The organism is Streptomyces sp. NPDC004647 (assembly GCF_040609575.1).
Classification (GTDB): Bacteria; Actinomycetota; Actinomycetes; order Streptomycetales; family Streptomycetaceae; genus Streptomyces.
In genome coordinates, this window is the sequence record NZ_JBEXKU010000054.1 from 1 (window position 1) to 24,736 (window position 24,736).

Annotated in this window: 20 protein-coding genes and 1 riboswitch; of the genes, 8 read left to right on the plus strand and 12 right to left on the minus strand. The window is 70.2% G+C overall.

Annotated features, from left to right (window positions below; genetic code table 11):
• Nucleotides 1-77: 77 nt before the first annotated feature.
• From ABZW18_RS22935 to ABZW18_RS22965, 7 genes are all read right to left on the minus strand, one after another.
• Nucleotides 78-797 carry an ABC transporter permease subunit gene (locus ABZW18_RS22935; protein ID WP_356190265.1) on the minus strand — a complete coding sequence of 240 codons (720 nt, stop codon included), beginning with the start codon at nucleotides 795-797 and terminating at the stop codon, nucleotides 78-80.
• Nucleotides 798-811: 14 nt separating this feature from the next.
• Nucleotides 812-1,729 (minus strand): ABC transporter ATP-binding protein, encoded by a 918-nt coding sequence (locus ABZW18_RS22940; RefSeq protein WP_356190267.1) that lies wholly within the window; start codon nucleotides 1,727-1,729, stop codon nucleotides 812-814.
• Between the two features lie 76 nt (nucleotides 1,730-1,805).
• The gene (locus ABZW18_RS22945) at nucleotides 1,806-2,726 is read right to left on the minus strand and encodes an ABC transporter permease subunit (RefSeq protein WP_356190269.1); all 921 of its coding nucleotides are present in this window, start codon (nucleotides 2,724-2,726) and stop codon (nucleotides 1,806-1,808) included.
• Nucleotides 2,716-3,678, minus strand: coding sequence for an ABC transporter ATP-binding protein (locus ABZW18_RS22950; RefSeq protein ID WP_356190272.1), 963 nt, complete (start codon nucleotides 3,676-3,678; stop codon nucleotides 2,716-2,718). The genes ABZW18_RS22945 and ABZW18_RS22950 overlap by 11 nt, the downstream gene beginning before the upstream one ends.
• 141 nt (nucleotides 3,679-3,819) lie before the next feature.
• Complete coding sequence (locus ABZW18_RS22955) at nucleotides 3,820-4,404, minus strand: hypothetical protein (RefSeq protein WP_356190274.1); 585 nt, start codon at nucleotides 4,402-4,404, stop codon at nucleotides 3,820-3,822.
• 23 nt (nucleotides 4,405-4,427) lie between these two features.
• Nucleotides 4,428-5,345: a zinc metalloprotease HtpX gene (gene htpX / locus ABZW18_RS22960; protein WP_356190276.1), complete on the minus strand. Its 918-nt coding sequence runs from the start codon at nucleotides 5,343-5,345 to the stop codon at nucleotides 4,428-4,430.
• Between the two features lie 116 nt (nucleotides 5,346-5,461).
• A complete protein-coding gene (locus tag ABZW18_RS22965) occupies nucleotides 5,462-6,367 on the minus strand; it encodes an LLM class flavin-dependent oxidoreductase (RefSeq protein WP_356190279.1) in 906 nt (301 codons plus the stop codon).
• 243 nt (nucleotides 6,368-6,610) lie between these two features.
• Here ABZW18_RS22965 and ABZW18_RS22970 point away from each other — a divergent pair, with 243 nt between their 5' ends.
• On the plus strand, nucleotides 6,611-7,471 hold the full coding sequence (locus ABZW18_RS22970) for a Cof-type HAD-IIB family hydrolase (protein WP_356190371.1): 861 nt from the start codon (nucleotides 6,611-6,613) through the stop codon (nucleotides 7,469-7,471).
• Nucleotides 7,472-7,723: 252 nt separating this feature from the next.
• Here the strand turns inward: ABZW18_RS22970 and cydD are convergent, their stop codons facing one another.
• The 4 genes from cydD to hisC all read right to left on the minus strand — a co-directional run bounded on the left by cydD (nucleotide 7,724) and on the right by hisC (nucleotide 15,200).
• Complete coding sequence (gene cydD / locus ABZW18_RS22975) at nucleotides 7,724-11,332, minus strand: thiol reductant ABC exporter subunit CydD (RefSeq protein WP_356190282.1); 3,609 nt, start codon at nucleotides 11,330-11,332, stop codon at nucleotides 7,724-7,726.
• Nucleotides 11,333-11,357: 25 nt separating this feature from the next.
• A complete protein-coding gene (gene cydB, locus ABZW18_RS22980; RefSeq protein ID WP_356190284.1) occupies nucleotides 11,358-12,359 on the minus strand; it encodes a cytochrome d ubiquinol oxidase subunit II in 1,002 nt (333 codons plus the stop codon).
• A gap of 36 nt (nucleotides 12,360-12,395) precedes the next feature.
• Nucleotides 12,396-13,898: a cytochrome ubiquinol oxidase subunit I gene (locus tag ABZW18_RS22985; protein WP_356190286.1), complete on the minus strand. Its 1,503-nt coding sequence runs from the start codon at nucleotides 13,896-13,898 to the stop codon at nucleotides 12,396-12,398.
• Between the two features lie 222 nt (nucleotides 13,899-14,120).
• Nucleotides 14,121-15,200, minus strand: a complete 1,080-nt coding sequence (hisC, locus tag ABZW18_RS22990) for a histidinol-phosphate transaminase (protein WP_356190289.1) — start codon at nucleotides 15,198-15,200, stop codon at nucleotides 14,121-14,123.
• 341 nt (nucleotides 15,201-15,541) lie between these two features.
• On the opposite strand from hisC, the gene ABZW18_RS22995 reads away from it, so the two are divergent.
• The 6 genes from ABZW18_RS22995 to ABZW18_RS23020 all read left to right on the plus strand — a co-directional run bounded on the left by ABZW18_RS22995 (nucleotide 15,542) and on the right by ABZW18_RS23020 (nucleotide 21,097).
• Nucleotides 15,542-16,642: a LacI family DNA-binding transcriptional regulator gene (locus ABZW18_RS22995; RefSeq protein ID WP_356190291.1), complete on the plus strand. Its 1,101-nt coding sequence runs from the start codon at nucleotides 15,542-15,544 to the stop codon at nucleotides 16,640-16,642.
• 417 nt (nucleotides 16,643-17,059) lie between these two features.
• Nucleotides 17,060-18,052: a metallophosphoesterase gene (locus tag ABZW18_RS23000; RefSeq protein ID WP_356190373.1), complete on the plus strand. Its 993-nt coding sequence runs from the start codon at nucleotides 17,060-17,062 to the stop codon at nucleotides 18,050-18,052.
• A gap of 178 nt (nucleotides 18,053-18,230) precedes the next feature.
• Nucleotides 18,231-19,118 (plus strand): hypothetical protein, encoded by an 888-nt coding sequence (locus tag ABZW18_RS23005; protein WP_356190294.1) that lies wholly within the window; start codon nucleotides 18,231-18,233, stop codon nucleotides 19,116-19,118.
• A 172-nt stretch (nucleotides 19,119-19,290) separates the two neighbouring features.
• A complete protein-coding gene (locus tag ABZW18_RS23010) occupies nucleotides 19,291-19,911 on the plus strand; it encodes a hypothetical protein (protein WP_356190296.1) in 621 nt (206 codons plus the stop codon).
• Between the two features lie 327 nt (nucleotides 19,912-20,238).
• A complete protein-coding gene (locus ABZW18_RS23015) occupies nucleotides 20,239-20,568 on the plus strand; it encodes a GNAT family N-acetyltransferase (RefSeq protein WP_356190298.1) in 330 nt (109 codons plus the stop codon).
• A complete protein-coding gene (locus ABZW18_RS23020; protein WP_356190301.1) occupies nucleotides 20,558-21,097 on the plus strand; it encodes a hypothetical protein in 540 nt (179 codons plus the stop codon). Before ABZW18_RS23015 ends, ABZW18_RS23020 begins: the two co-directional genes overlap by 11 nt.
• Nucleotides 21,098-21,195: 98 nt before the next feature.
• Here ABZW18_RS23020 and thiC read toward each other — a convergent pair whose 3' ends face one another.
• Nucleotides 21,196-22,962: a phosphomethylpyrimidine synthase ThiC gene (thiC, locus tag ABZW18_RS23025; protein ID WP_356190303.1), complete on the minus strand. Its 1,767-nt coding sequence runs from the start codon at nucleotides 22,960-22,962 to the stop codon at nucleotides 21,196-21,198.
• Nucleotides 22,955-23,097, minus strand: a riboswitch (TPP riboswitch). (Overlaps the previous gene by 8 nt.)
• A 248-nt stretch (nucleotides 23,098-23,345) precedes the next feature.
• Here thiC and ABZW18_RS23030 point away from each other — a divergent pair.
• Entirely contained in the window at nucleotides 23,346-24,671 is a 1,326-nt protein-coding gene (locus ABZW18_RS23030) for a YibE/F family protein (RefSeq protein ID WP_356190306.1), read from the plus strand.
• Nucleotides 24,672-24,736 lie beyond the last annotated feature (65 nt).

The window sequence follows — 24,736 nt, forward strand, 5'->3', positions numbered from 1 at the left end:
GGGCGCGCACCAGATGGTGCGCGCCCCCGCTTCCCGTGTCTGCGCCCTGCGCCTCGCTGGATTGCCCCCTGCCCGGCCTACTCCTCCCCGGCCAGGGTCAGGCCGCGCAGCTTCTGTCCCGCATACAGGGTGGCGCACACCGTGACCGCGGCCAGCAGGGCGACCGCGAGCGACAGCCCGACGTCGGAGCTGACCAGATCCCCTCCGCCGATCTTCTCGGCGAGAGCGAGCGCCCACTGCTGGACGCTGAGCGTCCGTGCGCCGGGGACGAGGCTGCCGAACAGCGACTCCCACACCAGGGCGTAGACCAGGCCGAAGACGACCGCGTGCCGCGTGAGGGTGCCGAACAGCAGGAACAGCGCGGCGTACGCCACCGACGCGACCGCCGCCGCGGCCGTGTAGGCGATCGCGATCTGCTGGCTGTTGCCGTTGAGGATGTAGCCCGCGAGCAGGGTCGGCACCGCCGAGAAGGCGATGGTGACCCCTATGGCGACGATCAGCTTGGTGAAGATGATCGTCGGCCGCTTCACCGGTTTGGCGAGCAGATAGACGATCGAGCCGTCGTCGATCTCCGGGCCGATCGCGCCGGTACCGGCGATCACCCCGATCAGCGGCACCATCGTCGCCAGCGCGAATCCGCCCAGCACGTCGGCCGCGATCTGATCGTCGGCGCCCGTCAGCGTCCGCACCAGCAGCGAGATGACCAGCAGCAGGGCGGGCAGCGCGAAGAGGATCAGCGCCCGGCGGCGGCCCAGCAGAGCCCGGTAGGTGAGCCGGGCGACCGTGGAGTTGTACATCGGTTCAGGCTCCTTCAGGCCGCTACGAGATACGAGAAGACGCTCTCCAGGGACTCGTCCGAAGGCGAGACCGTGAGGAGCCGGATGCCGTGCTCGCGGGCGACCCGCGGCAGCAGCTCGGTGAAGCGCGGGAAGTCGACGGCCTGGACGCGCAGGGCGTTCTCGACGAGATCGACCTCGATGCCCGCCGTGGACGGGTCGGCGATCAGCGCGGCGGCCAGTTCCCGGTCTGCGCTGGACCGTACGAGATAGCGGTGCGGCCGGTCCGTCATCAGCCGACGGATCCTGCGGAAGTCGCCGGAGGCCGCGTGCCGCCCCGCCACGATCACCTCGATGTGGCTGGCGAGCTGCTCGACCTCTTCCAGGATGTGCGAGGAGAACAGGACCGTACGGCCCTCCTCGCCCATCTGCCGCAGCAGATCCATCAGTTGCATGCGCTGCCGCGGGTCCATGCCGTTGAACGGCTCGTCGAGCAGGAGCACGGACGGCTCGTGGACGAGCGCGGACGCCATCTTCACGCGCTGCCGCATGCCCTTGCTGTACGTCGAGATCTTGCGCTTCTGCGCGTACTCCATCCCGACCGTGGCCAGCGCCTTCCTGGCCGCCGCGGCGGGGTTCCCCATTCCGTGCAGCTCGGCGTTGGCGAGGACGAACTCGTGGCCCGTCAGGAAGTCGTACATCGCCTCGCGCTCGGGGACGATACCGATCTGCCGGTATGCCTGTTCGTTGCGCCAGACCGCCGTGCCGTCGAGGGTGACGGAACCGGTGGAGGGCGCCAGGAATCCGCCCATCATGTTGATGAGGGTGGACTTTCCCGCGCCGTTGGGCCCGAGCAGTCCGGTCACACCGGGGCCGATCGTCATCGTGATGTCGTTCACGGCGACGACATTCCCGAACCAGCGGGACGTGTGGTCGATATGAATGGTGGTCATGGGCGCAGCCCATTCTCTAGAAGGGTGGTGGTGGGCTGGGGGCACCGCCCAGCGTCAGCTGGGGGAGGGTGGGCGGTCACAGCCCGACCTTTCGGTAGCGGCGCATCAGCAGGGCGTACGAACCGGCGATCAGGCCGAGGACGACGGCCAGATAGACGACTCCGGCGAGGGCGCTCGGCGGGCCGTAGCCACCGGGGAAGGCGGAGTCGGCTCCCAGGAACCGCGTCTGCACTCCGTCGATGAGCGTGATCGGCGAGAACAGTCCGAGCCAGCCCACCGTGTCGAAGTTGCCCTGCTCGTAGGCGATGGCCTGGACGGTGCTCACGGCCCCGTAGGAGATGGTGAGTACGGCGATGACGGCGGCGACGCAGAAACCCCGGCGCGGGGTGAGCGCGGCGACGACCAGACCGATGCCGGCGAAGAGGACGGACAGCAGAGCCACCGACACCAGGCCCTGCGCGAAGCCCTTCGTCTGGTCCGCGAAATCGAGTTCGGCGAGCAGCGCTCCGGCATACAGGACGAGGAGCGGCGCCGCGGTCAGGATGAACAGGGCGGATGCCATGGCCGCGAGCTTCGACACCACATAGTCGGCACGCTCGATCGGACGGGAGAAGTAGAGCGGCACGGTCTTGAAGCGCAGGTCGCGCGAGACGGACTGCGGCGACTGGGCGGCGAGATAGAGGCCGATCACCGCCTGGAGGTACAGCGCGTAGCGGGTGTACTCCAGTGGCAGGTCCTTGGCCTTGGTGAACACCGCGACCGCGACGACGATGCCGGCCGGCAGGCACATCACGGCGAACAGCAGCATCGGCAGCACCTTGGACTTCGCGGAGCGGCCGAGGCCGTACGCGCCGCGCAGGCTCTGGGCGAAGAGCGAGCGCCGGGCGTACGCCCGTCCCAGACGCGCCCCGTCGTAGTTGCGGTAGCCGATGTTGTGGATACGGGCCGGGTCCGCGCTCTGCGCGGGCACCTGTGCGGCAGTGGTCTCAGACGGCATCGGTGCCTCCTCCGTTCTCCTCTTCCGAACGGAAGACTTCGGCGATGTGGTGCCGGCCCTGCTCCATCCGCACCAGCCCGAGCCCCAGTTCGGCGACGGTGTCACGGACCGTGTCGTAGGTGGTCTCGTCGACGGACTCCAGCAGCAGGACGTGGCCCGCGCCGGGCGCGCGCCCACCCGCATGCACCTCGATACCCGCCGCCGCGAGAGCGCTGCGCAGTGCTCCCGTACCGTCCGGGTGGCGGTCGGTGTCGGTGACCTCGACGGCGAGCGTGGTGGTGCTCTGGGTGAAGTCGCTGGTGGAGCTGGAGCGGAGCAGTGTGCCGCCGTCGATGACGACGACGTGGTCGCAGGTGCGTTCCAACTCACCGAGCAGGTGGGAGGTGACCAGGACCGAGATACCGAAGTCGGAGTGGACACGGCGGATCAGACCCAGCATCTCGTCGCGGCCGACCGGGTCGAGTCCGTTGGTCGGCTCGTCGAGGAGGACCAGCTGCGGGTCGTGGACGAGCGCCTGGGCGAGCTTGACCCGCTGCTTCATACCGGTCGAGTAGCCGCCGATGGGGCGGTAGCGCTCCTCGTACAGGCCGACGTGGCGCAGCGTGTCGGCGGTGCGCTCACGCGCGGCCGTCGGCGGCAGCCCGGACATCCGCGCCATGTGGACGACGAACTCGGTGGCCGAGACATCGGGCGGCAGACAGTCGTGCTCGGGCATGTAGCCGACCTGCTCGCGGATGGCGCCGCCCTGTGTGGCCACGTCGAGTCCGAGCACGGCGGCCCGGCCCTCGGTGGCGGGGGACAGTCCGAGCAGAATCTTGATCAGAGTGGACTTCCCGGCTCCGTTGGCACCCACCAAGCCCGTCACGCCCGGCGTGATGTCCATGGAGAGCCGGTCGAGAGCGGTCACCCGGGGGAACCGCTTGCTGAGGCTTTCGGTCGCGATCACAGTCACGTCATCGACGGTAGTGGCGCGGACCACCGTTCTCGTCAGACCTGGAGCCCGATTACACGTACGCCTCGAGGGTGATGTCCCGTAGGGGTCTGTACGCCCTGCGTACCCCCTGACTGTTACCGGAGGTATCCACAGGGCTCGTCACAGACCCGGCGCGCCCCACACCGGGAACCAGCGGCTGAGATCCGTCTCGATCCGCAGATCGTCGCCGAGCAGCCCCTTGGCCTGGAGTTCGAGGGCGTTGTCGCGCTTCTCCACTCCACCGGGCAGCGGCGCGAAGGGGTAGAACGTGCCGCGCTTGTAGAGGTAGACGAGCGCGAGGGAGCGGTGCTGCGCATCCCGGAAGGCGACCAGTGAGCAGAGCAGCTGCGGGCCGAAGCCGGCTTCCTGGAGCAGGGTGTTGACGGCGTGCAGGTCGTTGACGAGACCGGCCGTGTCGTCGGCGGTGTGCCGGACGAGGAGCCAGGTGTAGCCGTACGTGTCCTGGCTGAACTCGACGGGGATACCGCCGCGGGCGGTGTCGGCGTCGAGCAGTTCCCGTACGTCCTGCTGGAGTTGTGCGAACGCGCCGCCCTCGACGGAGGCGAAGCAGACCGAGCCGAGGCCGGTCGGGGTGAACCCCGCGCCCGCCTCGAGGGTGATCGCGGCGGAGGGCAGGCCGAAGAGCTGGTCGAGGTCGGGACGGACCGGTCTGCTGCGGCCGAGGATGGTGTCGAGGAGACCCACGGGACATCAGATCCTGATCGTTGTCACGGGCGGCCGAGCTGGGCGGAGATCCTGCCCAGCTGGTCGAGGCGCTGCTCCAGCGTCGGGTGCGAGGAGAGCAGCCTGCCGAGGCTCTGCTTGGAGGAGAACGCCGGGGCGAAGTAGAAGGCATTGAACGGCTCGGCCTTCCGCAGGTCCTGGGTCGGGATCCGCGCCATCTGGCCGTTGATCTTGGTGAGCGCGGAGGCGAGCGCCGACGGGCGGCCGGTGAGGATCGCTGCGGCGCGGTCGGCGGACAGTTCACGGTACCGGGACAGCATGCGGGTCAGCAGGAAGCTGATCGCGTAGACGACCGCGCTGACCAGCGGAATGAGGATCAACGCGATGGTGGTGTTCTGGTCGCGGCCGCCGCCCCGGCTGAGACCGCCCCAGAGGGCGACGCGGGTCATCACGCCCGCGAGCACGCCGAGGAAAGAGGCGATGGTCATCACGGCGACATCGCGGTGGGCGACGTGCGACAGCTCGTGGGCCAGGACTCCCTCCAGCTCCTCCGGCTCCAGGCGGCGGAGCAGCCCCGTGGTGGCGCAGACCAGGGCCGACCGCTGGTTACGGCCGGTCGCGAAGGCATTCGGCACATCGCTCTCGGCGATCGCCACGCGCGGCTTGGGCATATCGGCGAGGGCGCAGAGCCGGTCGACGGCGCCGTGCAGTTCGGGAGCCTGCTCCGGGGTGACCTCACGGGCACCCATGCTGTACGCGGCGATCCGGTCGCTGAACCAGAACTGCACGATGAACAGGCCGCCCGCGAGCAGCAGGATGAGCGGCCAGGCGCCGCGGAGCAGGGCCAGCAGGACGCCGACGAAAACCACGTACAGCAGTCCGATCAGGAACATGGTCGTCACCATGCGGGCGGTCAGTCCCTGGTCGGGAGCGAATCGGGTCCGGGCTCGGGTTTGTGACATGCTCCGACCTCCAGAGCGCGGCTTTTGTCCTACCCCTCTCCTCCAATTCTGCTCCTTTCCCACCTATAGGTGGGATAAGGGCAGTGAACAGACGATCGAACTCGTTCCGACGGGGCCTAGCCGAGCTCTGCCAGGCCCTCTGCCGCGATGCGCTCGAAGACCTTCTCGTCGGCGGCGAAGATCGAGTCCGGTATGGGCCAGTGCAGCACGATCTCGGTGAAGCCGAGTTCCGCGTGGGCTCCGGCGAAGTCGACGAAGGCGTCGAAGGAGTCGAGCGGGCGGTCCGGGGTGAAGCCCGTGAGCAGGACCTTCTCCAGCTCGGCGGGGTCACGGCCGATCTCGCCGCAGGCGGCGGTCAGCCGGTCCAGCTGGCCCCGTATGGCGGCGAGCGACTCGGCGGGCGTGCCGGCGGAGGAGACCTTCGGGTCACCGGTGGTGACCCACGCCTGGCCGTGGCGAGCGGCGAGCTTCATTCCACGGGGGCCGGTCGCCGCGACAGCGAAGGGGAGGCGGGGGCGCTGCACACAGCCGGGGATGTTGCGGACCTCGTGCGCGGAGGTGAACTCCCCGTCGAAGGAGACGACGTCCTCACTGAGCAGCCGGTCGAGGAGCGGTACGAACTCGCCGAAGCGGTCGGCGCGCTCGCGCGGGGTCCACCCCTGCCCCCCGAGCGCGGTCGCGTCGAAGCCGTTGCCGCCGGCGCCGATACCCAGGGTGACGCGGCCGCCGCTGATGTCGTCGAGGGAGATCAGCTCCTTGGCGAGCGTGACGGGGTGGCGGAAGTTCGGGGAGGTGACCAGGGTGCCGATCCGTATGTGCTCCGTCGCCGCGGCGGCGGCCGTCAGCGTCGGCACCGCACCGAACCACGGGCCGTCCCGGAAGTTGCCGCGCCAGGAGAGGTGGTCGTAGGTGAAGGCTGTGCGAAAGCCGAGCTCCTCGGCCCGCTGCCATACCTCGCGGCCACCTTCGTGCCAGCGGCGGACGGGAAGGATCACGGTGCTCAGTCGCAGAGAAGACGCCATGCGGATGAGCCTAAGCGGCACGGTCGCGGGGAGTGGAATCGGTCCCGCGCATCCGTCCCGCGCCACCGGAAGGTCGCGGCGGGACCAGGTTCGTCGGGGTGAGGAGACCGCCCCGCCCGGGCGAGGCACGAGGGGCATGCGGCCGTCCCGACGCGCTCGCCCCGTCACCCCATCGCACTGTTGTGCCCTCATGTGCGGGAAGATGGTCGTGTGACCTCAGCTACCGAGCGGCCCGAGCCGCAGATGCCGGAATCCGACCGCTCGGGGCTCCCTCCTCGGCCCGTACGGATGATCGCCACAGATCTGGACGGCACGCTCCTGCGGGACGACAAGTCGGTCTCGGAACGTACGGTCGCGGCGCTCGCCGCCGCCGAGCGGGCCGGGATCGAGGTCTTCTTCGTCACCGGCCGCCCTGCCCGCTGGATGGGCGTCGTCAGTGAGCACGTGCACGGCCACGGCCTCGCCATCTGCGCGAACGGCGCCGCGGTCGTCGATCTGCACCAGAACGGCCGGATCCTCGAGGTGCGCCCACTGGAGCGGCCCGAGGCGCTTGCCGTGGTCAAGGCGCTGCGCGACGTCGCGCCCGGCTCCACCTTCGCCGTCGAGCTGTCCACCGGCATCCACTACGAGCCGGACTATCCGCCCTTCCACCTGGACGCCGCCGCCACCGTCGCCGCCGCCGAGAAACTGCTCTCCGAGGAGTGGGAGGGGGCGAACCAGCCGGTGCTGAAACTCCTCGCCCACAACCCCCGCCTCACTCCGGACGACTTTCTCGCCCTGGCCCGTACGGCGGCCGGCGAGCACGGCTCCTTCACCCGCTCCAGCCCCACCGCCCTGCTGGAGATCAGCGGCCTGGGCGTCAGCAAGGCCTCCACCCTCGCGCACTGCTGCGCCGAGCGCGGGATCGCGCCGGAGGAGGTCGTGGCCTTCGGGGACATGCCCAATGACGTGGAGATGCTGAGCTGGGCCGGGACTTCGTACGCGATGGCCAACGCCCACCCCGATGTGCTCGCCGCCACCTCGGCCCGCACGGTCGCGAACAACGAGGACGGGGTCGCGGTCGTCATCGAGCGGATCCTGGCGGCGCAGTCACCGGCACGCTGAGCCGCCTGTGGAGCGGGGCTTCCCGGAAGGCCTCCGTTGCCCCTTCCCAGCCGCTGCCGCCCCGCAGGGGTTCGGACCCCCGCCGCTCAGCCCGACTGCGGGGGCGTGAGCGCGCCGCCCACCCGTCGGCGTACCGACGCCGGGGTAGCGATGCCGGGGTACCGACGCCGTGGTGCTCCGCCGTCAGCCGGATGCCGTCGCCGCACCCCGTACGCGGTCACGCCCGTCGGGCCGCCGCGCCTGAGACGGCCCTTACGCCAGGGAGAGCCGGCCGTCACCGGCACCGGCCGCCAGGGCGTCCGCCGCCGCCTCGCGGGCCAGCATCCGCCGGAACGGGCCGTCCGATGCAGCCAGTTCCTCGTACCCGCCGCGCTGCGCGGCGCGGCCGCGGTCCAGCACGATCACCTCGTCGACAGCATCGAGACCGGCCAGGCGGTGGGTGATCAGGACGGTCGCCCGGCCCTCGGTGGCGGCGAGCAGGTCGGCGGTGAGCGCGTCGGCGGTCGGCAGGTCGAGGTGCTCGGCGGGCTCGTCGAGGACCAGGACGGGGAAGTCGGCGAGGAGCGCGCGGGCGAGCGCGAGGCGTTGGCGCTGGCCGCCCGACATCCGGGCGCCGTGCTCGCCCACGAGGGTTCCGAGGCCCTGCGGGAGCCCGTCCACCCAGTCGAGCAGCCGGGCACGGGCGAGGGCGGTGCGCAGGTCGTCGTCGGTCGCGGCGGGGCGGGCCAGACGCAGATTCTCGCGCAAGGAGCTGTCGAAGATGTGCGCGTCCTGGGCGCAGAGGCCGACCAGACGGCGTACGGCGTCGCCGTCAAGGGCGGATGCCTCGGTCCCGGCGAGGGTGTACGACGTGCCGGGTACGGCGTCCAGGAAGCGGAGCAGCACCTGGGCGAGCGTCGTCTTGCCCGAGCCGGACGGGCCGACGACGGCGATCCGGCGGCCGGGGCCGGCCAGATCCAGGTCGAGCCCGTCGAGGGCTGCTTCGCGCTGCCCGGGGTGGCGGGCGGTCAGGTTCCGTACGGCCAGGGGGAAGGGAGAGGCCGGCGGCTCAGCCGGGTGCGCGGGCTCCCGTACGGGCTCGGGTGCGTCAAGAACCTCCTGCACACGGCTGGCGGAGCGGCGGGCGCGCTGCCGGTACTGGACGGCCAGAGGGAGACCCGTCACCGCCTCGAACGCGGCGAGCGGGGTCAGCACGACGACGGCCAGAGCCACCCCCGCGAGGCGGCCGTCGTGCACGGCCTGCACGCCGGTCCAAGCGGCCGCAGCCACGGTGAGGCCGCAGACCAGGGCGGAGAGTCCGGCTCCGGTGCCCGCGGCGGCAGCGGACCGGGCGGCGAGCCGGGTCAGGCGCTGATCGGCACGGCGAGCGTCGTCCGTACGGGCGTCGAGCGCGCCCGCGACGGCCAGTTCGGCGGAGCCGGTGAGGAGGTCGACCACCCGCGTCGCGAGGGCGCCGCGGGCGGGGGACAGCTGCCGCTCGGCACGGCGGGACAGGACGGCGGAGAGCAGCGGCACGCCGACGCCCGCGGCAAGCAGCCCGGCGGCAAGCACGGCACCGGCCTCGGGGAGCAGCCAGGCGGTGAAACCGACGGATCCGGCGCCGACGAGGAGGGCGGCGCCGGCGGGCAGAAGCCAGCGCAGGAAGTAGTCCTGGAGGGAGTCGACGTCGGTGACGAGCCGGGAGAGCAGGTCGCCGCGGCGGGTCTCCCGCAGACCGGCCGGGGCCAGCCGCTCGAGCCGTACGTGGACGGCGACGCGCAGGTCGGCGAGCATACGGAAGACGGCGTCGTGGGCGACCAGGCGCTCGGCGTACCGGAAGACGGCGCGTCCGATTCCGAACGCGCGGGTAGCGGTCACTGCCACCATCAGATACAGCACCGGCGGCTGCTCGGAGGCCCGCGAGATGAGCCAGCCGGACACCGCCATGAGCCCGACGGCGCTCCCGAGTGAGAGGCTTCCCAGCAGCAGCGCGAGGGCGAACCGGCTGCGCCGCGCGTGCGCCATCCGTCGCACCCGTCGCAAGGGGTCGCCGCCCTGTGCCCGGGGGGTCTCCGGGCGCGGCGACGGCCCGTCGGCGGCGGAGCCCCGCGGCGGCACGCCGGGGGTGCCGGCCGGGTCGGGCGCCTGCTCCGCGTGCTGTTCCGGGACAGAGGAGGAATGGGTGGGTCGCACGGCGCCTGCCGCCGCTGCGATGTGCCCCACAGCGGCGGTCCCCGGAGCGGCGGACCGGTCCAGCCGGATCACCCGGTCCGCGAGGGACAGCAGTGCCGGGCGGTGGGCCACCAGGAGGACCGTGCGGCCCACCGACAGACGGCGGACCGCGTCGACGATCGAGGCCTCGGTCCTTCCGTCCAGGCTCGCCGTCGGCTCGTCCAGCAGGAGCACCGGGCGGTCCGCCAGGAAGGCCCGGGCCAGGGCGATGCGCTGGCGCTGACCGGCGGACAGGCCCGCGCCGTTCTCGCCGACGGCCGTACCGGCGCCATCGGGCAGCGCGGAGACGAACTCCCAGGCGTCCGCCGCCTGTAGCGCCTCCCGTACGGCTCCGTCATCCGACTCCGGCCGGGCCGTCCGGACGTTCTCCGCGATCGTCCCCGCGAAGAGATACTGCCGCTGCGGCACCCAGGCGATCTGCTGCCACCAGCTGTCCCGCGATACGCCCGCCAGGTCCGTGTCACCGAGGAGGACGCGGCCCGAGGCCGGTTCGGCGAAGCCCAGCACCGCGTTCAGCAGGGTCGTCTTGCCCGCACCGCTGGGGCCGACGAGAGCCACCGTCTCCCCCGGGGAGACGGTGAGGGAGGTCCGGGAAAGCGAGGGCTCGTGGCGGCCCGGATGGCGTACGGACAGGTCCTCCACCCGCAGCTCCACGCCCCGCGCGTCGGGCGCCGCCGCCGTACCGTCCGCGCGCGCCTCCGTCTCCAGGACCGCGAAGATCTCGTCCGCCGCGGCCAGCCCTTCGGCCGCCGCGTGGTACTGCGCCCCCACCTGCCGCAGCGGCAGATAGGCCTCCGGCGCGAGGACCAGCACCAGCAGCCCCGTATAGAGGTCCAGGTCACCGTGGACGAGCCGCATGCCGATGCCGACCGCGACCAGCGCCACCGACAGGGTCGACAGCAGCTCCAGCGCGAAGGAGGAGAGGAAGGCGATGCGCAGCGTCCGCAGCGTCGCCCGCCGGTAGTCGCCGGTGATCGAGCGGATCGACTCCGCCTGGGCCCGGGCCCGCCCGAAGACCTTGAGGGTGGGCAGCCCCGCCACGACGTCCAGGAAGTGCCCGGACAGCCGTGACAGCAGCCGCCATTGACGGTCCATCCGGGCCTGGGTGGCCCACCCGATCAGCACCATGAACAACGGAATGAGCGGCAGCGTCAGGGCGATGACCACCGCCGACACCCAGTCCGCCGTGACGATCCGGCAGAGCACCGCCACCGGCACCACCACCGCCAGCCCCAACTGCGGCAGACAGCGGGCGAAGTAGTCGTCCAGCGCGTCGATGCCCCGTGTGGCGAGCGCCGTCAGCTCGCCGGTGCGCTGCCCGCTGAGCCAGCCGGGGCCCAGCCGTACGGCGCGCTCCAGCAGCCGGAGCCGCAGCTCGGACTTGACCGATGCGCTCGCCCGGTGAGCGGCCAGCTCCGTCAGCCAGGAGACCAGGCCCCGCCCCAGCGACACGGCCGCGAGCAGCAGCAGGGGTGTACCCAGCCGGCCCACCGCCAGATCCTGCTGGAAGGCGCCCACCACGACCTCGGCGATGAGCATGGCCTGAGCGACGACCAGCGCCGCACCGGCGAGACCCAGCACCACGGCCGCCACGAGGAAGGCGCGGGTCGCACGGGCGTACCGGAGCAGTCGCGGGTCGACAGGTTTCACGTGAAACGTCCGTCCAGTCGGCGGTTCAGTGGGCGTCGGCGATGTGCTGCGTGCCGATCCGTTTGCGGAAGACCCAGTACGTCCATCCCTGGTACAGCATCACCACCGGCGCGGCGATGCCCGCGCACCAGGTCATGATCCTCAGCGTGTACGGGCTGGAGGAGGCGTTGGTGACCGTCAGGCTCCAGGACTCGTCCAGCGAGGACGGCATGACGTCGGGGAAGAGCGTCAGGAACAGCATCGCGACGGCCGCCACGATCGTCGCCCCGGAGAGCGCGAACGACCAGCCCTCCCGCCCGGCGATGTTGAACCCGATCGCTCCGAGGAGCGCCACGGCGGCCACGAGCATCGCGACCAGGCTGCTGCCGTCGCCGCTGTCGATCTGCGTCCAGACCAGGAACCCGGGCGCGAGAACCGCGGACACCGCTCCCAGCACAGTGGCGAGTCTGCGCGCCCGGACCCGGATGTCGCCGACGGTCTTGAGCGCCGTGAACACCGCCCCGTGGAAGGTGAACAGGGCCAGGGTCACCAGCCCGCCGAGGACCGCGTACGGATTGAGCAGGTCGAAGAGCGTCCCGACGTACTCCTTGTCGGCGTCGATCTTGACCCCGTGCACGATGTTGCCGAAGGCGACGCCCCACAGCACGGCGGGCAGCAGCGAGGTCCAGAAGATCGTCTGCTCCCAGTTGGCCTGCCAGCGCTCCTCGTCCCGCTTGTGCCGGTACTCGAAGGCGACTCCCCGCAGGATCAGACAGACCAGGATCAGCAGCAGCGGCAGATAGAAGCCGGAGAAGAGGGTCGCGTACCACTCGGGGAAGGCGGCGAAGGTGGCGCCGCCCGCGGTGATCAGCCATACCTCGTTGCCGTCCCAGACCGGCCCGATGGTGTTGATGAGGACCCGGCGCTCGCGCCTGTCGCGGGCGAGCAGCTTGGTGAGGATGCCGACCCCGAAGTCGAAGCCCTCGAGGAAGAAGTAGCCGGTCCAGAGGAAGGCGATGATGACGAACCAGACGTCGTGGAGTTGCATGCCCCGCTCCTCTCAGTTCTCGGTTCTCGGTACGTCTCAGTACGAGAAGGCCATGGGGCGGTCGGCGTCGTCGCCGCCGATCTTCGTGGGCGGGTTGAGGTCGGAGTCGGTCAGCTCGGGCGGCCCGGCCTTGACGTACTTCGCCAGGAGCCTGACCTCGATGACGGCGAGGACCGCGTACAGCGACGTGAAGACGATCATCGAGGTGAGGACCTCCCCCTGGGAGACGCCGGGGGACACGGCGTCGGTCGTCCGCAGCACGCCGTAGACGACCCAGGGCTGGCGGCCCATCTCGGTGAAGATCCAGCCCCAGGAGTTGGCGATCAGCGGGAAGGCGGTGGTGAGCAGGGCGATCCGCCAGTACCAGGAGCTGAGCCGGGGACCGAGCGCCCTGCCACGGGTGAGGGCGAGCCGGGGTGGCTCATCCTCGGCAGTACGCAGCCCGGGCGCGAGCCAGAACTTCTTGCGGGTGAGCCAGAGCCCGGCCAGACCGATCGCGAAGGACGTCATGCCGAAGCCGATCATCCAGCGGAAACCCCAGTACGTGACGGGGATGTTGGGCCGGTAGTCGCCGGGTCCGTACTTCTGCTGCTCGGACCTGTTGACGTCGTTGATGCCGGGGACCTCGGAGGAGAAATCGCCGTTGGCGAGGAAGGAGAGCGCCGTGGGGATCTCGATGGCGACCGTGTTGTGGCCCTTCTCGACATCGCCGTAGGCGAAGACGGAGAACGGCGCCGGCGCCTCGCTGTCCCACAGCGCTTCGGCCGCGGCCATCTTCATCGGCTGCTGCTTGAACATGACCTTGGCCAGCTGGTCGCCGCTGACAGCGGTGAGCACCCCGGCCACGACGAGGGTGATCAGGCCCACGCGGAGCGAGGTCCGCATCACCGGGACGTGCTTCCCGCGTGCCAGGTGGTACGCGGCGATACCGACCATGAAAGCGCCGCCGGTGAGGAAAGCCGCGGTGAGGGTGTGGAAGACAACGACCAAGGTGGTGTCCTGGCTGAGCACCCGCCAGAAGTCGGTGAGCTCGGCCCGCCCGGCGGCGGCGTTGATCCGGTAGCCGACCGGGTGCTGCATCCAGGAGTTGGCGGCCAGGATGAAGTACGCGGAGAGGATGGTGCCGATCGAGACCATCCACATACAGGCGCAGTGGATCCGCTGGGGAAGCTTGTCCCAGCCGAAGATCCACAGCCCGATGAAGGTGGACTCGAAGAAGAAGGCGATCAGCGCCTCGAAGGCGAGCGGGGCACCGAAGACGTCCCCGACGAAGCGCGAGTAGTCGGACCAGTTCATTCCGAACTGGAACTCCTGGACGATCCCCGTCACGACACCCATGGCGATGTTGATCAGGAAGAGCTTGCCCCAGAACTTCGTCGCTCTGAGGTACTTCTCCTTGCCCGTACGTACCCAGGCCGTCTCCAGGCCGGCGACCAGCGCGGCGAGGGAGATCGTCAGGGGCACGAAGAGGAAGTGATAGACGGTGGTGATGCCGAACTGCCATCGCGCCAGAGTCTCCGGCGCCAGAGCCAGATCCACGTCATCGCTCCTTACTTCGCCTTACTTCGCCGCGGTCACGTCCGCAGTCTGCAGTCCGAACCGGCCCATTCAGGGACGATTGAGCGGGCTTGTGAACGCGTTCACATTCACAAGCAATTATGGCGCACACACATTCGGGATCTTCAGGTGGGGGGGTCCCCTGCGCCCGCGCCCCCACCACCCTGCCGTCTCCACCCGCGCGGAGCTGATACCCCGCGCGCCCTACAGCTCCTTGCGGAAGGCTTCCGTAACCCGCAGCAGCAGGTCGTTCGCCTCGGTCTCCCCGATCGTGGCCCGCACGCCCTCCCCCGGGAACGGCCGTACGACCACACCCGCCTTCTCGCACGCCGCCGCGAAGTCGGCCGTACGCTTCCCCAGCCGCAGCCAGATGAAGTTCGCCTGCGAATCGGGAACCGTCCAGCCCTGCTTGACCAGGGTCTGGGCCACCCGCGTCCGCTCACAGACCAGCGAGCCCACCCGCCCCAGCAGCTCGTCCTCACTGCGCAGCGAGGCGACAGCCGCGTCCTGCGCCAGCTGACTCACCCCGAACGGCACCGCCGTCTTGCGCAGCGCGGCCGCCACCGGCTCGTGCGCCACCGCGAAGCCGACCCGGAGGCCCGCCAGGCCGTACGCCTTGGAGAAGGTGCGCAGCACGCACACGTTCGGGCGCTCCCGGTAGATCCCGATGCCGTCCGGGACCTCGGGGTCGCGGATGAACTCCTTGTACGCCTCGTCCAGGACCACCAGGACGTCGGTCGGCACCCGGTCGAGGAAGCGCTCCAGCTCGGCCCTGCGTACGGCCGTGCCGGTCGGGTTGTTGGGGTTGCAGACGAAGATCAGCCGGGTCCGGTCGGTGACCGCCTCCGCCATGGCGTCCAGGTCGTGCACATCACCGGCGGTCAGCGGCACCTGCACCGGCCGGGCGCCGCTGATCTGCGTGATGATCGGGTACGCCTCGAAGGACCGCCAGGCGTACATCACCTCGTCGCCGGGCCCCGCGGTCGACTGCACGAGTGACTGCGCGACGCCCACCGAGCCGGTGCCGGTCGCCAGGTGCTCCACCGGAACGCCGAAGCGATCCGACAGCTCGGCCATCAGCCCGGTGCACGCCATGTCCGGGTAGCGGTTGAAGGAGGCGGCCGCCGACACCGCGCTCTCCATCACGCCCGGCAGCGGCGGATACGGGTTCTCGTTGGAGGACAGCTTGTACGCCACCGGGCCGCCCGCGGCAGCCGGCCGGCCCGGCTTGTAGGTGGGAATGCCGTCCAGCGCATCACGCAGCCTCGGGGTCTTCTCAGTCACCGCGGGTCCTCCTCGACCGTCCGTCCAAGCAATACTCCACACCCTAAGAGGATTGGCCCCCCCGGCGTAGAGACCCCGGGGGGGAGCGCTCGCCGCCATGGCGCGCGCCGGTAGCTCACGCCGTGGCGCGCATCACCCGTGAAGGTGACTTGAGACGTCTCCGAGACATCGGTCCAACAGCGGGCGAAGCCATCCCAAAACCGGCCGCTCACCCCCATGGCACCGCAACTACCTGCACTTCCAAGGCGATTGACGGAAGTCGGTCATGCAGAAACGTACCCTCCGGGAGCGATTCGCAGCTTCCCGCGAACGGACCACGCGAGCCCTACTATCGGCTCGCCATGACAGCAGCAGGGAAGCACCAGGTGAGCCGGTCGTCCGGCCGCCGGCTGGCGCGGGCAGGTATCAGAGACGTGGCCGCCGCGGCCGGTGTCTCGATCACGACTGTCTCCGACGCACTCAACGGCAAGGGTCGGCTCCCCGACGCCACCCGTCGCCATGTCCGCGAGGTCGCCGAACGGTTGGGCTACCGCCCGTCCGCCGCCGCTCGCACGCTCCGTACCGGCAGATCCGGCCTCATCGGCCTGACCGTGACCACGTACGGGGATGAACCTTTCACCTTCACCGAGTTCGCGTATTTCGCCGAGATGGCCCGCGCCGCCACCTCAGCCGCGCTCGCGCGCGGCTACGCGCTGGTCATCCTCCCGGCCACCTCCCGCCACGACGTGTGGTCCAACGTGGCGCTCGACGGCACCGTCGTCATCGATCCGTCCGACCAGGACCCGGTGGTCAGCGAGCTCGTACGGCAGGGCCTCCCCGTCGTCTCCGACGGCCGCCCGGCCGGCTCTCTCCCGGTCACCGCCTGGGTCGACAACGACCACGAGGCAGCCGTCCTCGGCCTGCTCGACCACCTCGCCGACGCCGGCGCCCGCCGTATCGGCCTGCTCACCGGCACCACCACGGACACGTACACCCGGCTGTCCACCACCGCGTACCTCTCCTGGTGCGAGCGTGTCGGCCAGGACCCGGTGTACGAGGAGTACCCGGCCCACGACCCGCGCGCCGGGGCCGTCGCCGCCGACCGGCTGCTCGCCCGACCCGACCGACCCGACGCCGTCTACGGGCTGTTCGACCCCAATGGCACCGATCTGCTCGCGGCGGCGCGCCGTTACGGTCTGCGCGTACCCGACGATCTGCTGCTCATCTGCTGCAGCGAATCCACCGTCTACGCCGCCACCGATCCCCCCGTGACCACGCTCTCCCTCAAACCCCGCCGGATCGGTACCGCCGTCGTCCAACTCCTCATCGACGCCATCGAGGGCATGGACCACGAGCAGCCGGTCGAGCAGGTGATACCCACCGAGCTGATCGTCCGGAGCTCCTCACAACGCCGCCCACCGCGCACCACGGTGAGCGCTCCGCGGTCGGCCCCTCAGGGCTGACCGCGGGACTCCATGCACGGCCTCCACGCACGGCCTCCACGCACGGGAGGTCGTGCGGGAGGACGTGCGGCGACCACCCGCGGAACCGACGACCGGGCCGACCGCTGGGCCGACCCGCGGAGCCCAGCCGGCCTCCCGGTCTTCGAGCCAGGTCCCTCCACAGGGCGCTACCAGGAGAATTCAGGAGAAATCCCCGAAGATCGTCAGCGCCGCCGCGATTGACAGCCCCCTGGTGCGTCACAACCCGCGAGTGGCATTCCTATGATGGGCGCACGACACCGCGGACCGCCGCCGACCAGGCAGGTCCGACAGGTGCACGGCGGCGCGATGGTGGTGGAGGGGTCGATGACTCAGGGGGCCGGTCAGGGACCCGCAGTGCGGGCCGCGGCAGGAATGCCGCCCGCGGCCGGCTACGGCATGCCGCCCGCGCCTTTGGACGCGTCGACCCCGCCGGACCTCCCGCCGGAGTACACGCCGACCCAGCGCGACCTCCCGGTGATCCAGCGCGGCACCGTCACCGACCGGGCGACGGTCGCCGTCGCTCCGGCCACCTCGGACGAACCCGGGAGCGCCGCAGCCGCTGCCGAAGGCCTCGGCCCGCTCTACGTCGTCGGCGACGTCCACGGTTACCTCGACGACCTGCGCGAAGCCCTGCACGCCCAGGACCTGATCGACGATGAGGACCACTGGGCCGCCGGCAACAGCAGGCTCTGGTTCCTCGGCGACTTCACCGACCGCGGCCCCGACGGCATCGGCGTCATCGACCTCGTCATGCGGCTGTCCGCCGAGGCCGCCGCCGCCGGCGGCTACTGCAAGGCCCTGATGGGCAACCACGAGCTGCTGCTGCTCGGCGCCAAGCGGTTCGGCGACACCCCGGTGAACTCCGGGGCGGGCACCGCCTCCTTCCAGGCCGCCTGGCTGCTCAACGGCGGCCAGCGCACCGACATGGAGCGCCTGGAGGACCACCACCTCCAGTGGATGGCCCGGCTCGACGCCGTCGCCGAGGAGGACGGGCATCTGCTCGTGCACTCCGACACCACCGCCTACCTCGAGTACGGCGACTCCATCGAAGCCGTCAACGACACGGTCACGGAGATCCTCCAGCGCAGCGACGCCGACGAGTGCTGGGACGTCTTCCGCAAATTCACCAAGCGTTTCGCCTTCCGCGACGAGACCGGACCGCAAGCGGTGCACCGGCTGCTCTCGGCCTACGGCGGCCGGCGCATCGTGCACGGCCACAGCCCGATCCCGTACCTGCTCGGTGAGGTGGACGGCGAGGACGGCGAAGAGAGCCGCGCCCCTCTCGTGGACGGGCCGCACATCTACGCCGACGGACTCGCGGTCGCCATGGACGGCGGCATCACCATGGCCGGAAAGCTGCTGGTCGTTCAACTTCCGCTGCCCGGCTGACACATATCGGGGCAGATGAAACGCGGAGGCTGCGCCGACAGCTGGGGCATTTTCCGGAAACACCCTGTCACCTCGTGCCGAAAGCGCTCTACCATCGGCTTATCCGTAGCAGGCTCTCCTCCGTTTCCGCCCAACTGTCCGGTGAGAGCCGGCATGCCGGCCTACGGAGCATCGGGGGATGCACATGAACAGCGCTCCGCATCTGCTTCCTGAGGACCGCCCGGAATTCGAGCGGGTCCTCGGAGAGGCGCTGCGCACAGCCGACCAACGGCAGGATCTCGCCGCCATCGGCCGGCGGCTCAATGCCGAGCAGCTGCGCACCATGGCGCTCGCCGCCTCGGCCGCCATATCCTCCTGCGCCGCTGCCGAGTACCAGCAATACGTCGACCTCCGCGACGAGCTGCGCGATCCGGCGCCCGCGCCCGTGACCCGGCCGGAGCCGGCCGATGCCCCACAGCACGGAAGCAGCGCCGTGGGGCTCGCCACCGCCATGGGCGAGGCCGCCCAAGCCTCCTCCGGCGCGGGGCTCGTGGCGGTCTTCGCCGTCCTGGCCCCCGTGCTGGCCGGCACCGCCGCAGTGATATTCCTTCTGATCGGCTATGTGCTGGGGGCGGTCAGCGAGGACCAGGCGGTCGCCGCCCCGCTCATCAACGCGGGCTGGGTCTTCGCGGCCCTGACCGCCGCGGGCATCGTCATCGCCATGGCCGGGCTGCTGCTCACCGCCCTGCGCAACGGCTCCAGTTCCCTACGGGCCTCGGCGGAGGACGAACTCTCCATCGAGGTCGACCGCGCCAGGGAGGCCTGGCGGCATGCGCTGCTGGAGCGCGGCGTACTGCCCTTCCTCCGCGAGGCGCTGGCCGATCCCACGGCACCGGTGCCGGGCCAGGGCGCGTACGGCGGCGACCCGGGCCTGCACGGCCGTACGCCTCACCTGGGCTACTCCCGCCCGGGCTTCAGCAGCCCGGCCGCCGAATCCGGTTCCGAGGAGAGCACGCCGCGGCCGAGCTTCAAGAGCCCCGGCTACACGAGCCCGGACTACGGCGGCCCGGAACACCAGCCGGACTAGTCCCTGTCCGGCGCCTGGCTCGGGCGGGTCCGCCGGGCGGAGGACATCCGCCGCGGCCCCCGCTGGACCGATGGACGGCGCGAAGCGGTTACCGAAGCGTCTGTTCGCGGCTGGATTCGTATGGCAATCTCATATATTCCGTCGTCTCCTCACGACTGAAGAGAACAACGCTGTGCTGTCTCTGCCGCTCACGCTGGCCGCCCGCCTGCTGCCCGTCGCCGTGCTCGCCGTCGGGGGCTGGAACCTGACGACCGGATCCCAACCGGAGGCCGACTCCGCGCCCTCCGCTTCCCGGCGTCCGTCCGTGAAGGCAGCGACCGGACCGGCCTACGAGAGGCCGCCCTCCCCGTGCGAGGCCATCTCGGCGGAGACCGTCCAGAAGCTCGTGCCGGGCGCCAAGTCGGCCGGCAAGGAGCTTCAGGCCAGCGACCCCAAGCGCCGTACGGGCTGCTCCTGGAACGCCTTGAAGGGCTTCGACTACCGCTGGCTCGACGTGACGTTCGAGGTCTCACCCGCGCCGGCGGCCCGTGAGGCGTACGACGGACGGAAGCAGAGCTCATCCCTGCCGGGCCTGGGCGACGAAGCCTCGGAAGGCGCCGAACTCACCGAGGACGACGGACAGCAGACCCGCGCGGCGGTGGTGGTCGTACGCAAGGAGAACGCGGTGGTCACGCTGACCTACAACGGCAGCGATTTCGAGACCCGGAAGGCCCCGGACGCGGAGGCCATGCACGAGGGCGCGCTCGCGGCCGCCAAGGAGGCCGTCAACGCCCTGGACGCCAAGGGCTCCTGAACCTGCCCTGCCCCAAGGCTGAGTCGGTCAACGGCAGATGGACACGAGTGCCACTCGCGGCGCATTCCCTGGACTTCTGCTTCCTCCCGGCTTCCGGAGCGAGCTCCAGGTCGCCGACGTGTTCGCGGCAGATTTTCTGGAAGATCTTCATCGAGAGATCATCAGGCTGGATCGAGTAGTGGCCGACGCCCCTTGTCCGGCCGCCGTCCCGGCGCCTGCGTGGACACGGCCTGTCGGTTGCAGAGGGTGCCGACGCTCTCTTAGATGGAAGAAGAGGCGCAAGCTGCAGCCCTGTGCCCAGGCCGTGCGAAGAGGGAGATGGCGATCATGGATCTCGTACTGCGCCCGGGCACGGCGGCCGATGCCGGGGAATGCGGAAGGATCTGTTTCGAGGCCTTCGCCGGCATTGCTCGTGAGCACGGGTTTCCGCCCGACGTGCCCAGCCCGGAGGCGGGAGCCGCCCTCACCGAGATGGCCCTGAGGCATCCGGGCTTCTACAGTGTCGTCGCCGAGCTCGACGGGCGGATCGTCGGCAGCAACTTCCTTGACGAACGCTCGGCCGTGGTGGGCGTCGGTCCCGTCACCATCGACCCTTCCGTACAGAACCGGGGCGTGGGCCGCCGGCTCATGCGGGACGTCATGGACCGTGCCGCATGAGCGCCGGGTACCGAGCATCCGCCTGCTGCAGAGCAGCTACCACAGCAGGTCGTTCGCGCTGTACGCGGGACTCGGATTCGAGTTCCGCGAAACCCTCGCCTGTCTGCAGGGACCCCCGATCATGCGCACGATTGCGGGCTACGCCGTGCGGGAGGCGATGGACGCCGATCTTGTGTCCTGCAACGATCTGTGCCGGCGGGTCCACGGCGTCGATCGCGGCGGCGAGGTCGTCGACGCGCTCGAGCAGGGCACGGCTCGTGTGGTCGAACACGACGGACGGATCACCGGTTACGCCACGGATCTGGCGTTCTTCTCCCACGCCGTGGGTGAAACCACCGCGGACATCCGGGCCCTCATCGCGGCGGCCCCCGCCTTCGGCGGCCCCGGAATCCTCGTCCCTGCGAGCAACAGCCCACTGCTCCAGTGGTGTCTGCACAACAAGCTCAAGGTGCAACAGCTCATGAGCCTGATGACCATCGGCCTGTACAACGAGCCGGCCGGAGCGTACTTGCCCTCGATCCTCTACTAGGCTTCTCTGACGACGCAAAGCGCTGTCCCGACCAAGGAGTGAACACGTTGAACCCGGCCCGCGTGTGACAACGGCGAGCCGGGTCCATGACGTAGTGGTCAGTCCGCCAGCGGCAAGTAGACACGGTTGCCGCTCGCCGCGAACTCCTCGGACTTCTGCTTCATCCCGGCTTCCGGATCGAGCGCAAGGTCGCCGCCGTGTTCGCGGCGGATGTCCTGGGAGATCTTCATCGAGCAGAACTTGGGACCGCACATGGAACAGAAATGAGCGGTCTTCGCCGGCTCCGCCGGGAGCGTTTGGTCGTGGAATGAGCGGGCCGTGTCCGGGTCGAGCGCCAGGTTGAACTGGTCCTCCCAGCGGAACTCGAAACGGGCGTCGGAGAGCGCGTCGTCCCATTCCTGCGCGCCCGGGTGACCCTTGGCGAGATCCGCCGCATGCGCCGCGATCTTGTACGTGATGACGCCCGTCTTCACATCGTCGCGGTCCGGTAGGCCGAGGTGCTCCTTGGGCGTGACGTAGCAGAGCATCGCCGTCCCCCACCAGGCGATCATCGCGGCGCCGATGCCCGAGGTGATGTGGTCGTACGCGGGCGCGACGTCGGTGGTGAGCGGACCCAGCGTGTAGAACGGGGCCTCTTCGCAGATCTCCTGCTGGAGGTCGATGTTCTCCTTGATCTTGTGCATCGGGACGTGGCCCGGGCCCTCGATCATCGTCTGGACACCGCGGGACTTGGCGACGGTGTTGAGCTCGCCGAGCGTCCTCAGCTCCGCGAACTGCGCCTCGTCGTTGGCGTCCGCGATCGAGCCGGGGCGCAGCCCGTCGCCGAGGGAGAATGTGACGTCGTAGGTCGCCAGAATGTCGCAGAGCTCCTCGAAGTTCTCGTAGAGGAAGCTCTCCTTGTGGTGCGCCAGGCACCAGGCGGCCATGATCGAACCGCCGCGCGAGACGATCCCGGTCTTGCGGCGGGCCGTGAGGGGGACGTAGCGGAGCAGGACTCCGGCGTGCACCGTCATGTAGTCGACGCCCTGCTCGGCCTGTTCGATGACCGTGTCCCGGTAGATCTCCCAGGTCAGCTCCTCGGCCTTGCCGTCGACCTTCTCCAGCGCCTGGTAGAGGGGCACGGTGCCGATGGGGACAGGGGAGTTGCGCAGCACCCACTCGCGGGTGGTGTGGATGTTGCGGCCGGTGGAGAGGTCCATGACCGTGTCGGCGCCCCAGCGGGTCGCCCAGGTCATCTTCTCCACTTCCTCCTCGATGGAGGAAGTGACCGCGGAGTTGCCGATGTTGGCGTTGACCTTCACCAGGAACCGCTTGCCGATGATCATCGGCTCGATCTCCGGGTGGTTGACGTTCGCCGGCAGCACCGCGCGGCCCGCCGCGATCTCCTCGCGAACGACCTCGGGGGGGACGTTCTCGCGGAGGGCCACGTACTCCATCTCCGCGGTGATCTCGCCACGCCTGGCATAGGCCAGCTGGGTGACGGCGGCTCCGTTCCGGCCGCGCCGGGGCTGCCGCGGGCGGCCCGGGAAGACCGCGTCGAGGTTCTTCAGCCCGCCGCGCGGCGAGGTGTGCTTGATGCCGTCGTCCTCCGGCCGCAGGGGTCGTCCGGTGTACTCCTCGGTGTCGCCGCGGCCGATGATCCAGTTCTCGCGCAACGGCGCGAGGCCGCGGCGGACATCGGTGTCGATGGTGGTGTCGGTGTACGGGCCGGAGGTGTCGTACAGCGTGACGTCCTGCCCGTTGGTGAGGTGCACCTGCCGCACCGGGACCCGCAGGTCCGGACGCGACCCGGTCAGGTAGCCCTTGTGCCACCCGATCGTCTTCGCCTCGTTGGAGGCAGGCGTGTGTGCATCCTGAACGGTCATGAGACCTACTCCCTACGCCGGCATTACCCGGTAACAGGTTCGGCGGTCGACGCAGCTCGGAGGTCCGGGGGTTTCCCCGGGTCCATCCAGTAGCGCCCTCTCAGCCCGGTGCTCCGAGCTCCCGCGTGTGCAAAGTGCCCCCACGGTAACGGTTCGTTCCAGCGGGAGAAAAGAGGTGTCGCGGCACGGGCCTCCCGTACGGCTGCCCTGCCCTGTCCTTCCCGGCACGGCAGGGCCCGGGGCGACGGGGCCTCTGCCGGGCGGACGCTGACGGTGAGACCGCATGCACAACCAGGCCGACAACGGGAGAAGGGCGACAACTCCGGCAGGAAAAACGGCCATGCCAGGCCGCGGCCCCGGGTCGTTCTTGCGATGATCGGGCGGTGACCCCTACGCCCGATGCCCATGCGCACTCCCACAGCCACGGGCCCCCCGCGCCCGTGTCGAAGCACCTCCGCAAGGTCATCGCGGCGGTGCTGATCCCGTTCGCCGCGGCCGTCATCGCCGGTCTCGTCGTGCTCTGGCCGGGTGGCGTCCCCGAGCACAAGCCCAGCGGGGTCGGGTTCGACCGGCAGACCGAGTCGGGCCGGGTCGTGAAGGTCGAGAAGATCAGCTGTGCGGACGCCAACGTCCAGCAGCAGCAACCGCCGTCCGGCGGCGGCTCGTCCCGGTCGGCGCCCGGTGAGGGCTCGTCCGACGGCGGCGCGTGCGAGAAGGCGACCGTCGAGGTCACCTCGGGCAAGGACAAGGGCCGGACGTTCACCGAGATCGTCCAGCCCGACGCACCCCGGCAGCTGGACGACGGGGAGGACGTGATCGTCTCGTACGCCCCTGACGCCCCGCGCGAGTTGCAGTACTCGGTCAGCGACATCGACCGCGGTTTCCCGATGGCGCTGCTGGCGGGCATCTTCGCTCTCGCCGTGGTCGCCGTCGGCAGGCTGCGCGGTCTGTTCGCACTGATCGCGCTCGCCGTGAGCTTCGCCGTGCTGTCCTTCTTCATTCTCCCGGCGATCCTGCACGGCTCGAATCCGCTGGTGGTGGCGGTGGTCGGCAGCAGCGCCATCATGCTGATCGCGCTGTACATGTGCCACGGCCTCACCGCCCGAACGTCCGTCGCCGTGCTCGGTACGCTGATATCGCTGCTGCTGATCGGGGTGTTGGGCTCGCTGTTCATCGGCTGGGCGAAGCTGACCGGCAACACCTCGGACGAGACCGGTCTGATCCACGGGCTCTTCCCGGACATCGAGTTGAGCGGTCTGCTGCTGGCGGGCGTGCTCATCGGTTCGCTGGGTGTGCTGGACGATGTGACGATCACCCAGACGTCGGCGGTGTGGGAGCTGAAGCAGGCGGATCCGACGATGACGGCACGTCAGCTGTACCGGGCGGGCCTGCGGATCGGCCGGGACCACATCGCTTCGGTGGTCAATACGCTGGTGCTGGCGTACGCGGGCGCGGCGCTGCCGCTGATGCTGCTGTTCTCGGTCGCGCAGAGCAGTGTGGGGACGGTCGCGAACAGTGAGATCGTCGCGGAGGAGATCGTACGGACCCTGGTGGGAAGCATCGGGCTGGTCGCGTCGGTGCCGGTGACCACGGGCCTCGCCGCGCTGGTCGTCTCGGCCGACAGGCCTGCGCCCGGTGCGGACATGACGAAGGGCCCGGCGCCGGCGGGGCCGGGACGGACGGGCCACGGCCGCCGCCGCAAGCGCTGACGCTCAGGGGGAGCCGGGGACTACGGGCAGCCGGCTACGGACGAGCGGCTGCATCCCGGAAGCAG

Excerpts from the sequence above, each read along its gene's own strand:
- cydB (WP_356190284.1), bottom strand. The coding sequence starts at position 12,359 with ATGCAACTCCACGACGTCTGGTTCGTCATCATCGCCTTCCTCTGGACC.
- ABZW18_RS23000 (WP_356190373.1), top strand. The coding sequence starts at position 17,060 with ATGCCGCCCGCGCCTTTGGACGCGTCGACCCCGCCGGACCTCCCGCCG.
- ABZW18_RS22965 (WP_356190279.1), bottom strand. The coding sequence starts at position 6,367 with ATGGCGTCTTCTCTGCGACTGAGCACCGTGATCCTTCCCGTCCGCCGC.
- ABZW18_RS22940 (WP_356190267.1), bottom strand. The coding sequence starts at position 1,729 with ATGACCACCATTCATATCGACCACACGTCCCGCTGGTTCGGGAATGTC.
- thiC (WP_356190303.1), bottom strand. The coding sequence starts at position 22,962 with ATGACCGTTCAGGATGCACACACGCCTGCCTCCAACGAGGCGAAGACG.
- ABZW18_RS22995 (WP_356190291.1), top strand. The coding sequence starts at position 15,542 with ATGACAGCAGCAGGGAAGCACCAGGTGAGCCGGTCGTCCGGCCGCCGG.
- ABZW18_RS23005 (WP_356190294.1), top strand. The coding sequence starts at position 18,231 with ATGCACATGAACAGCGCTCCGCATCTGCTTCCTGAGGACCGCCCGGAA.
- ABZW18_RS22935 (WP_356190265.1), bottom strand. The coding sequence starts at position 797 with ATGTACAACTCCACGGTCGCCCGGCTCACCTACCGGGCTCTGCTGGGC.
- ABZW18_RS22970 (WP_356190371.1), top strand. The coding sequence starts at position 6,611 with ATGCCGGAATCCGACCGCTCGGGGCTCCCTCCTCGGCCCGTACGGATG.
- ABZW18_RS22945 (WP_356190269.1), bottom strand. The coding sequence starts at position 2,726 with ATGCCGTCTGAGACCACTGCCGCACAGGTGCCCGCGCAGAGCGCGGAC.
- ABZW18_RS23015 (WP_356190298.1), top strand. The coding sequence starts at position 20,239 with ATGGATCTCGTACTGCGCCCGGGCACGGCGGCCGATGCCGGGGAATGC.
- htpX (WP_356190276.1), bottom strand. The coding sequence starts at position 5,345 with ATGTCACAAACCCGAGCCCGGACCCGATTCGCTCCCGACCAGGGACTG.